Origin of the sequence: Streptomyces sp. NPDC058045, from assembly GCF_042885635.1 — a bacterium.
In the GTDB taxonomy this organism is placed as follows: domain Bacteria; phylum Actinomycetota; class Actinomycetes; order Streptomycetales; family Streptomycetaceae; genus Streptomyces.
In genome coordinates this window covers 1-9,149 of the sequence record NZ_JBHVRR010000094.1, presented here as the reverse complement: position 1 = coordinate 9,149, position 9,149 = coordinate 1, and the positions used below count along the sequence as shown (strand labels likewise).

Below are 9,149 nucleotides of genomic sequence, written 5' to 3'. Positions count from 1 at the left end.
CTCAAGTTTCACGACGTCCGCGCCGAGCCAGCCCAGGAGCTGGGTCGCGGACGGGCCGGACTGGACATGCGTCATATCGAGAACACGCACGCCGTCGAGAGCATGGGCCGTCACGCTGGTCACCTCAATCATCTCGGTCAATGGGCGCCCGGGGGCGCGGTACGACAGCGTTAACAGGGCTCTGCATCCTGTAGACGCATACTGTATGCGATAACCATCTCTTGTCATTCATTGGATGTCCAGTGGCTGTCATGGGTCTTGCCTTGGGTCTATGGGTGCGACGTATACTGTATGCAATTCTGTTTCACCTCCTGCGTACAGGAGCACCACCATGGATCTGGACCTCACCGGAGAGGCGGCCGGAGTGCCCGCGGGTACAGCCCCGGCGCCCTGGCCCCGGCGTGCCGTCCACCTCTGCGCCGGCCCGGTGTGCCGCGCGGTGGGGGCGCCGGTACCTGACCCCGGCCCGCGTGCCGAGCGCGGGCGCGGTAACCGGGGCGCGGCCGAGGTCAGGTGGGTGCAGAGCCCCTGCCTTGGAGTGTGCGAGCGGGCCCCCGCCGCCCTCGTCTCCGAGTCCGGACCGCACGGGCGGGAGCAGATCCTGGCGCCCACCTCGGCGGCCTCGGTGCGCTGGGCGGCGCGGTGGGGGCCCGACCCCTCGCCCGATCCGACGGTCTGCGAGACACCCGTCACCACCTCCGTGCCCCAGTGCGGCGAGCCGGGGCTGCGGCTGCTGCGGCGGATCGGTGCCGCCGGCTCCCGCAGCCTGGACGGATACCGCGCGACCGGCGGCTACACCGCACTGAGTCGCGCACTGCACCTGGGCCCCGCCGCCACCCGCCACCAACTCGGGCCGTGGGCACGGATGTTGGGCATGGCGCGGGGTGCCGGGCATCGGTACCTGGTGTGCGGTGACGGCGCCGGCACACCGGGCGCGTTCCGGGATCGGATCCTGCTGGAAGGCGATCCCTACGCGGTGGTCGAGGCGGTCACCCTGGCCGGGTTCGCCAGCGGCTGCGGGCGCGGTCTGCTCCGGCTGCGGCCCGGTGTCCCGCGCGCCCGGCGCCGTATGGAACAGGCGCTCGCCGAGGCCCGCGGTCAAGGTCTGCTCGGCACCGGGGTGTTGGGCCGGCCCGGCTTCGACTTCGACATGGAGATACGTCAGGACGCGCAGGCGGCCGACAGCGGTCAGGACGCCCAGGCGTACGGGACGGCTCCGGTGGCCGTACTGGATCTGGAGGCGCTGCTCGGGATGGGGCAGGCGCTGCTCGACGGTGCGGTGGGCCGGGGTGATGCCCAACTGCCCGCCGTCACACGGTTGTTCGGAGTGTGCGGTGAGGTCGGCTGCCCCGGGCTCTACGAGGCGGCACCCGAACTCAGCGTGCGGGAGCTGATCCTGCGGGCGGGCGCCGTACCGTCCCGGCGGGGGCCGCGGGCCGTCCTGCTCACCGGCAACTCCGCGGTGCTGCTGCGCCCCGCCGACCTCGACGCACCGCTGACCGCACACCTCACCGCACACCCCACCGGGGCCGCCCGCCCCACCTCCGGTCAGGGGCTCGGCCCGGCCACCGCCGAGGGTCATCCGCCCCTACCCGGCCCCAGCACCGTCCTGGTCCTGGACGATGCCGGGGACCCCGCGGACCTGGGCCTCGACCCGGCCCCCGAGACCACCGAACGCTCCACCCCGACCGAATCGGCTCCGCAGCTCCACCACGTCAACTCTGCGGCTCAGCAGGCCAGTTGAGCCCGAGAGCGAACCGCTCCGAACGCCCACCCGACCAACCCCCCGACTCCGAAACGTCCACGGGAGGCTTCCCATGTCGTACCGCTCCGCTCTCCACACCGCACTGAGCACCGTCATCGGACCGGGCGCCGAACAGGCCGACCGGTCCCGCACCTTCCCCCGTGCCTCGGTCGTCGCCCTCGGGCGGGCCGGGCTGCTGGGCCTGATCTCTCCCGTCGAACTCGGCGGCGGGGGACGGGGGTTGGCCGAGGCCGCCGAGGTCGTGACCCAGGTGTCCGCGGTCTGCCCGGCCACCGGCGCCGCCCTCAGATCCCACTACGCGGCCACCGCGATCATCGAGGCGTACGGCATCGAGTGGGTGCGCCGCGGGATCGCGGGCGGCGCGCACCTCAGCACCCTCGCCCTGGCCGACGCGGGGGAGGCCGACCTGGCGCGGCCCGGTTCCACCGCGACCCGCACCGGTGAGGTGGTGGCGCTCTCCGCACGCAAGCGTGATGTGGCCGCGGCGGGGGAGGCTGACAGCTATGTCTGGTCCTCGCGGCCGACCGACGGCCGGGACGGGGTGACGCTGTGGCTGGTTCCCGCCGACGCGCCGGGCCTGTTCGTGCCCGCACGGCCGGACGGGGAGGGGCCGCGCGGCAGCGCCACCGCCAGCGTCCGGGCCGACCCGGTCCTGGTGCCGTCATGCGCCCGCCTCGGTCCGGAGGGCGGCGGTCTCGACGTACTGCTCGGCACGGTGCTGCCTTGGCTGGCCGCCCCGATGAGCGGGGCCGGGAGCGCGCGGAGGGTGGTCGCGGAGGCTTCCGCCTAGTCGTTGCGGACTGTATACAGTCCGCGCGGGTGAGTTATACCGTGGATCAGACCCGGCGAGTGGGAGCGATCATGACGACGAGCGTGAGTGAGGGGGCGGTGGCGGCCACGGTCGGTGCGATCGTGGCCGCCCACCGCGGCCAACGCGGAGCACTACTACCGATTCTCCATGCCGTGCAGGCCGAACTGGGCTGTGTACCGCAGGAGGCCGTGCCGGTCCTGGCTCGGGAACTCAATCTGTCCCGGGCCGATGTGCACGGGGTGGTCACCTTCTACCACGACTTCCGCCGGGAGCCCGCGGGCCGGACCACGGTGCGGATCTGCCGTGCCGAGGCCTGCCAGGCGCTGGGTGCGGACGCCCTGGTGGACTGCGCCCGGGAGCGTGCCGGCATCGGCCCGGGGGAGACGACCGCCGACGGCGCGGTCACCCTGGAACAGGTCTTCTGCCTCGGCAACTGCGCGCTGGGGCCCTCCATCCAGGCAGGCGGCGAACTGCTCGGGCGGATGAGCCCGGACCGGCTGCGCAAGATTCTCGACGAGGCGGTCTCATCGTGACAAAGCCCTCTGACTCCGCGGTGACGGTGTACGTCCCGCGTGACTCGGCGGCCCGTTCCGTCGGTGCGGACGCCGTCGCCGAAGCCGTCCGGCAGGCCGCCGCCGGCCAGGACCGGCCGGTGCACATCGTGCGCAACGGCTCCCGCGGAATGCTCTGGCTGGAGCCGCTGGTCGAGGTCGCCACCCCCGAAGGTCGCGTCGGCTACGGCCCGTTGACCCCCGAGGACGTCCCGGGCCTCTTCCAGGCGGGACTGCTCGACGGGGCGGAGCACCCGCTGCGGATCGGTGTGGTCGACCAACTCCCTTGGCTGGCGGGCCAGAAGCGCGTCACCTTCGCCCGCGTCGGCGTCACCGACCCGCTGTCCCCGGAGGACTACGAGGCGCACGGCGGCCTCGCCGGGCTGCGCGCCGCCCTCGCCATGAGCCCCGAGGACGTGGTGGCCGCCGTCACCGAGTCCGGGCTGCGCGGCCGGGGCGGCGCCGGATTCCCCGCCGGGATCAAATGGAAGACCGTCCTCGACTGCGCGGACAAGCTCAAGTTCGTCTGCTGCAACGCCGACGAGGGCGACAGCGGGACCTTCGCCGACCGGATGGTGATGGAGGGCGATCCGTTCCTGCTCATCGAGGGCATGGCCATCGCCGCGCACGCGGTCGGCGCCACCGAGGGCTATGTCTACATCCGCTCCGAATACCCCGACGCCGTGGCCACCATGCGTGCCGCGATCGCCGTCGCCCGCGAGCAGAACTGGCTGGGCAAGGGCGTCCTCGGCTCCGGACTCGACTTCAACCTGGAGGTGCGGGTCGGCGGCGGCGCGTACATCTGCGGTGAGGAGACCTCCATGCTGGAGAGCCTGGAGGGCAAGCGCGGCGAGGTCCGCGCCAAGCCGCCCATCCCGGCGATCCAGGGCCTGTTCGGCAAGCCCACCGTGGTCAACAACGTCCTCACCCTCACCACCGTCCCGATGGTCCTCGCCGACGGCGCGGAGGCCTACCGCAGCCTCGGCATCGGACGCTCCCGCGGCACCCAGGTCTTCCAACTCGGCGGCAACATCGCCCGTGGCGGCGTCGTGGAGACCGCCTTCGGCATCACCCTGCGCGAGCTGATCGAGGAGTACGGCGGCGGCACCCTCTCCGGGCGCCCGGTGCGCACCGTCCAGGTCGGCGGCCCCCTCGGCGCCTATCTGCCGGTCGAGCAGCTCGACCTGCCGATGGACTACGAGGCCTTCGCCGCCGCCGGCGCCATGCTCGGCCACGGCGGTGTCGTCGTCTTCGACGACACCGTGGACATGGCCGCACAGGCCCGCTTCGCCATGGAGTTCTGCGCGGCCGAGTCCTGCGGCAAGTGCACGCCCTGCCGCGTCGGTTCGGTACGCGGCGTCGAGGTGATCGACCGCATTGTGGCCGGGCAGGACCGCGACGGCAACCTGGCACTGCTGGAAGACCTCTGCGAGCTGATGACCGACGGATCGCTGTGCGCCATGGGCGGGTTGACCCCGATGCCGGTGCGCAGCGCCATCACCCATTTCCCGGACGACTTCCTCGCCCGCGAAGCACCCACCGCGGCCGGCACGGCATCCGGCGGCGGTGCGAGGACGGAGGGCACGGCATGACACTCCTGAAGGAACCCGACCACGGCACACCCGAGCGGGCCGGCGAGGCCACCGTCACCGTGGAGGTGGACGGGCAGAGCGTCACGGTGCCGGAGGGCACCTCGGTGATGCGCGCCGCCTCACTGGCCGGTGTCGGCATCCCCAAGCTCTGCGCCACCGACAGCCTGGACGCCTTCGGCTCCTGCCGCCTCTGCGTGGTGGAGATCGACGGCCGCAAGGGCACCCCGGCGTCCTGCACCACCCCGTGCGCCGACGGAATGCGGGTCAGTACCCAGACCCCGAAGGTGGCCAAGCTCCGCCAGGGTGTGATGGAGCTGTACATCTCCGACCACCCGCTGGACTGCCTCACCTGCCCCGCCAACGGCGACTGCGAACTCCAGGACATGGCCGGCGTCGTCGGCCTGCGCCAGGTCCGCTACGGCCAGGACGGCGCCAACCACCTGGACGCCCAACCCGACGTCTCCAACCCGTACTTCGACTTCGACCCGGCCAAGTGCATCGCCTGCTCCCGCTGCGTCCGCGCCTGCGGTGAGGTGCAGGGCACCTTCGCGCTGACCATCGAGGGCCGCGGCTTCGACTCCAAGGTGTCGCCCGGCGCCGGGGAACTGTTCCAGGACTCCGAGTGCGTCTCCTGCGGCGCCTGCGTCCAGGCCTGCCCGACCTCCACCCTCCAGGAGCGCTCGGTCGTCGAACTCGGGATGCCGACCCGCTCCGTCATCACCACCTGCGCGTACTGCGGTGTCGGCTGCTCCTTCAAGGCCGAGCTGCGCGGCGACGAACTCGTACGGATGGTGCCGTACAAGGACGGCGGGGCCAACGAGGGGCACTCCTGTGTGAAGGGCCGCTTCGCCTTCGGCTACGCCAGCCACCCGGACCGGCAGCTCAAGCCGATGGTCCGGGACAGCGTCAACGACCCCTGGCGCGAGGTCGGTTGGGACGAGGCCATCACCACCGTCGCCACCAGGATGCGCGCCATCCAGGACCGGCACGGCCCGAACTCCATCGGCGCCATCAGCTCCTCGCGCTGCACCAACGAGGAGGTGTACGTCGTCCAGAAGATGGTGCGTGCCGCCTTCGGCAACAACAACATCGACACCTGCGCCCGCGTCTGCCACTCGCCGACGGGCTACGGGCTGAAGCAGACCTTCGGCGAGTCGGCCGGCACCCAGGACTTCCGCTCGGTGGCCGAGGCCGACGTGATCGTGGTGATCGGCGCCAACCCCACTGACGCGCACCCGGTGTTCGCGTCCCGGATGAAGAAGCGGCTGCGGGAGGGCGCCCGGCTGATCGTGGCCGACCCGCGCCGGATCGAGCTGGTGCGCTCCCCGCACATCGAGGCTGCCCACCACCTCCAGTTGCAGCCCAGCACCAATGTGGCGCTGATCAACTCGATGGCCCATGTGGTGGTCACCGAGGACCTGGTGGACCGGGAGTTCGTGGCCGCGCGGTGCGAGAACTTCGACCAGTGGGCCGAGTTCGTGGCCCGCCCGGAGAACAGCCCGGAGGCCACCGAGGGCATCACCGGAGTACCGGCCGCCGAACTGCGGGCCGCCGCCCGCCTCTACGCCGAGGCCCCCAACGGCGCCATCTACTACGGACTCGGCGTCACCGAGCACAGCCAGGGCTCCACCATGGTCATGGGAATGGCCAACCTGGCGATGGCCTGCGGCAACCTCGGCCGCGACGGGGTCGGCGTCAACCCGCTGCGCGGCCAGAACAATGTGCAGGGCTCCTGCGACATGGGCTCCTTCCCACACGAGTTCACCGGCTACCGGCATGTCGCCGACGAGGCGGTGCGCCACGTCTTCGAGGAGCTGTGGGGCCGGGAGTTGCTGGCCGAACCGGGGCTGCGCATCCCCAACATGTTCGACGCGGCGATCGACGGCGCGTTCCGCGGGCTGTTCGTGCACGGCGAGGACATCGCCCAGTCCGACCCCAACCTCCAGCACGTCACCTCGGCGCTGGAGGCCATGGAACTCGTGGTGGTGCAGGACCTGTTCCTCAACGAGACGGCGAAGTTCGCCCATGTCTTCCTGCCTGGCGCGTCCTTCCTGGAGAAGGACGGCACCTTCACCAACGCGGAGCGCCGGGTCAACCGGGTCCGTGCGGTGATGCCGCCGAAGACGGGCCGGCACGAGTGGCAGATCGTCTGCGAGATCGCCACCGCCATGGGCTACCCCATGGACTACGACCACCCCAGCAGCATCATGGCCGAGATCGCCCAGGTGACACCCACCTTCGCGGGTGTCACCTATGAGCTGATCGACAAGCTGGGCAGCGTGCAGTGGCCCTGCAACGAGGCCGCGCCGGAGGGCACGCCCACCATGCACGCCGAGGAGTTCGTCCGCGGCAAGGGCAACTTCGTGGTCACCACCTATGTGCCCACCAACGAGCGGACCACCTCCCGCTACCCGCTGGTGCTCACCACCGGCCGCATCCTCAGCCAGTACAACGTGGGCGCGCAGACCCGCCGTACCCGCAATGTGGCCTGGCACTCCGAGGACCTGCTGGAGCTGCATCCGCATGACGCGGAGGTGCGCGGTATCAGCGACGGGGATGTGGTGACCCTGGCCAGCCGGGTGGGTGCGACGACGCTACGGGCGCAGGTGTCCGACCGGATGCCGCCGGGTGTGGTCTACACGACCTTCCACCATCCGGTGACCGGCGCCAACGTGGTGACCACGGAGAACTCGGACTGGGCCACCAACTGCCCCGAGTACAAGGTGACCGCGGTGCAGGTGGGCCTGGCCCATCCACTGGAGTCGGAGCACGCCGGGCCCGCGGTGGCCGGCCGGATCACCGCGGCGGTGGACTGAGATGGCCGCCGGTGTGCCTCCGGAGACCCGGATGGCGAACGACATCGCGGCGGCCTTCGGTCATCTGCCCGAGGAGCAGGCCGTGCAGGCGGTCGCCAACCACATCGGCCGGTTCTGGGACCCGCGGATGCGCAGCAGGCTCGCCGAGTCGGTGGGCGCCGGAGCGGAGGGCCTGCCGCCGGTGGTGGTGGCCGCGGTGCGCAGCCTGAACTCGCGGCAGAACGGCGCCGGTTGACCACTCCGTGGCCGTAACGGGCTGATGCCCCCGGGGACTTGGAATTCGCCTGGTCGCCGGGGGCATCAACGGTGCTGCCGGGGGCGGGAGTCAGGCGCTCCGGGGGGTGCTGGTCTGTGCCAGCAGGCCGGTGGCGGCGTGGATGGCGCGCAGGGTGGGTGCCTCGGCACCGGCGATGTCCGCGATCTCCACCACGGCCGTCACCACGGCGTCGAGTTCGAGTTCCTTGCCGGCTTCCAGGTCCTGGAGCATGGAGGTCTTGTGGTGGCCGACGTTCTCGGCGCCGCGGAGCCGCTTCTCGATGGAGATGTCCGGGGTGCTGCCGACCCTGGCCGCGATGTCGAGGGTCTCCTCCATCATCTGGGCGACCAGGTGCCGGGTCGGCGGGTTCTGGCAGATCTCCGCCATGGTGGCCCGGGTGAGGGCGCTCAGCGGGTTGAAGGCGACATTGCCCATCAGCTTGATCCAGATGTCGTCGCGCAGATTCGCCTCGACCGGCGCCTTCAGCCCGCCGGCGATCATGGCGTCGCTGAGCTTGGTGCACCGTTCGGAGATCTCCCCGGACGGCTCGCCGAGGGAGAAGCGGGTGCCCTCCAAGTGCCGGATGACGCCCGGCGATTCGACGACGGTGGCGGGGTAGACGACGCAGCCGATGGCCCGCTCCGGAGCCAGGACGGCGGTGGTGGCGCCGTCCGGGTCGACCGCGTTGACCCGGCGGCCCTCGTAGGGCCCGGCCAGGCGGTGGAAGTACCACCAGGGGATGCCGTTCTGGCCGGCCACGATGGCGGTGTGCTCGCCGAGCAGCGGCTTGATGAGGGGCTCGCACGAGGGGTACGAGTGTGCCTTGAGGCCGAGGAACACGTAGTCGACGGGGCCGACTTCGGTGGGGTCGTCGGTGGCGTTCGGCGTCGCGTGGAAGTCGCCGCGCGCGCTGTTCACCTGGACTCCGTTGGCCTGCATGGCCCGCAGGTGCTCGTTGCGGGCGATCAGATGGACCTCGACGCCACCCCGGTGCAGTGACGCTCCTACGTATGCCCCGATGGCACCGGCTCCGAGGACTGCAACCTTCACGATGGCTCCTCTCGATGGGAAGATGGATACTGTATGCAATATCGGGAGAGGGTGTCCAGGGGGCGAGCGCGTTTCCGCAGGAAGTGAAGGGTTCGCCGTCGGACGTATTGCATACAGTATTCGATCCTTCTATTCTCCCCCTATTGCCCACCGCCCGTATGAGGGAGTCATCCCATGGACCTGTTCGAGTACCAGGCACGCGATCTCTTCGCGAAGCACGGTGTACCGGTGCTGGCCGGTGAAGTCATCGACACGCCTGAGGCGGCGCGCGCTGCCACCGAGCGTCTGGGCGGCAAGTCGGTCGTCAA

Annotated in this window: 9 protein-coding genes; 7 read left to right on the top strand and 2 right to left on the bottom strand. The window is 71.0% G+C overall.

What is annotated here, in order from left to right; genetic code table 11:
• On the bottom strand, positions 1-114 hold a 114-nt coding region (locus tag ACFVST_RS28710), incomplete at its 3' end, for a CoA transferase (RefSeq protein ID WP_390156516.1).
• A 403-nt stretch (positions 115-517) separates the two neighbouring features.
• Here ACFVST_RS28710 and ACFVST_RS28705 point away from each other — a divergent pair.
• The 6 genes from ACFVST_RS28705 (at position 518) to ACFVST_RS28680 (ending at position 7,770) form a co-directional block, all read left to right on the top strand.
• Positions 518-1,744 carry a hypothetical protein gene (locus ACFVST_RS28705; protein ID WP_390156515.1) on the top strand — a complete coding sequence of 409 codons (1,227 nt, stop codon included), beginning with the start codon at positions 518-520 and terminating at the stop codon, positions 1,742-1,744.
• Between the two features lie 73 nt (positions 1,745-1,817).
• Entirely contained in the window at positions 1,818-2,555 is a 738-nt protein-coding gene (locus ACFVST_RS28700; RefSeq protein WP_390156514.1) for an acyl-CoA dehydrogenase family protein, read from the top strand.
• A 71-nt stretch (positions 2,556-2,626) separates the two neighbouring features.
• The gene (locus ACFVST_RS28695; RefSeq protein ID WP_390156513.1) at positions 2,627-3,109 is read left to right on the top strand and encodes a formate dehydrogenase subunit gamma; all 483 of its coding nucleotides are present in this window, start codon (positions 2,627-2,629) and stop codon (positions 3,107-3,109) included.
• Positions 3,106-4,719 (top strand): formate dehydrogenase beta subunit, encoded by a 1,614-nt coding sequence (locus tag ACFVST_RS28690; RefSeq protein WP_390156512.1) that lies wholly within the window; start codon positions 3,106-3,108, stop codon positions 4,717-4,719. The genes ACFVST_RS28695 and ACFVST_RS28690 overlap by 4 nt, the downstream gene beginning before the upstream one ends.
• A complete protein-coding gene (gene fdhF / locus ACFVST_RS28685; protein ID WP_390156511.1) occupies positions 4,716-7,535 on the top strand; it encodes a formate dehydrogenase subunit alpha in 2,820 nt (939 codons plus the stop codon). Before ACFVST_RS28690 ends, fdhF begins: the two co-directional genes overlap by 4 nt.
• Positions 7,536-7,566: 31 nt before the next feature.
• Complete coding sequence (locus tag ACFVST_RS28680; protein WP_390156510.1) at positions 7,567-7,770, top strand: formate dehydrogenase subunit delta; 204 nt, start codon at positions 7,567-7,569, stop codon at positions 7,768-7,770.
• A gap of 90 nt (positions 7,771-7,860) precedes the next feature.
• Here the strand turns inward: ACFVST_RS28680 and ACFVST_RS28675 are convergent, their stop codons facing one another.
• Complete coding sequence (locus ACFVST_RS28675) at positions 7,861-8,841, bottom strand: 2-dehydropantoate 2-reductase (RefSeq protein WP_390156509.1); 981 nt, start codon at positions 8,839-8,841, stop codon at positions 7,861-7,863.
• Between the two features lie 174 nt (positions 8,842-9,015).
• On the opposite strand from ACFVST_RS28675, the gene ACFVST_RS28670 reads away from it, so the two are divergent.
• Positions 9,016-9,149 (top strand): ATP-grasp domain-containing protein (locus ACFVST_RS28670; RefSeq protein WP_390146946.1); only part of this gene is annotated, 134 nt, incomplete at its 3' end.

Excerpts from the sequence above, each read along its gene's own strand:
- ACFVST_RS28695 (WP_390156513.1), top strand. The coding sequence starts at position 2,627 with ATGACGACGAGCGTGAGTGAGGGGGCGGTGGCGGCCACGGTCGGTGCG.
- ACFVST_RS28680 (WP_390156510.1), top strand. The coding sequence starts at position 7,567 with ATGGCGAACGACATCGCGGCGGCCTTCGGTCATCTGCCCGAGGAGCAG.
- ACFVST_RS28700 (WP_390156514.1), top strand. The coding sequence starts at position 1,818 with ATGTCGTACCGCTCCGCTCTCCACACCGCACTGAGCACCGTCATCGGA.
- fdhF (WP_390156511.1), top strand. The coding sequence starts at position 4,716 with ATGACACTCCTGAAGGAACCCGACCACGGCACACCCGAGCGGGCCGGC.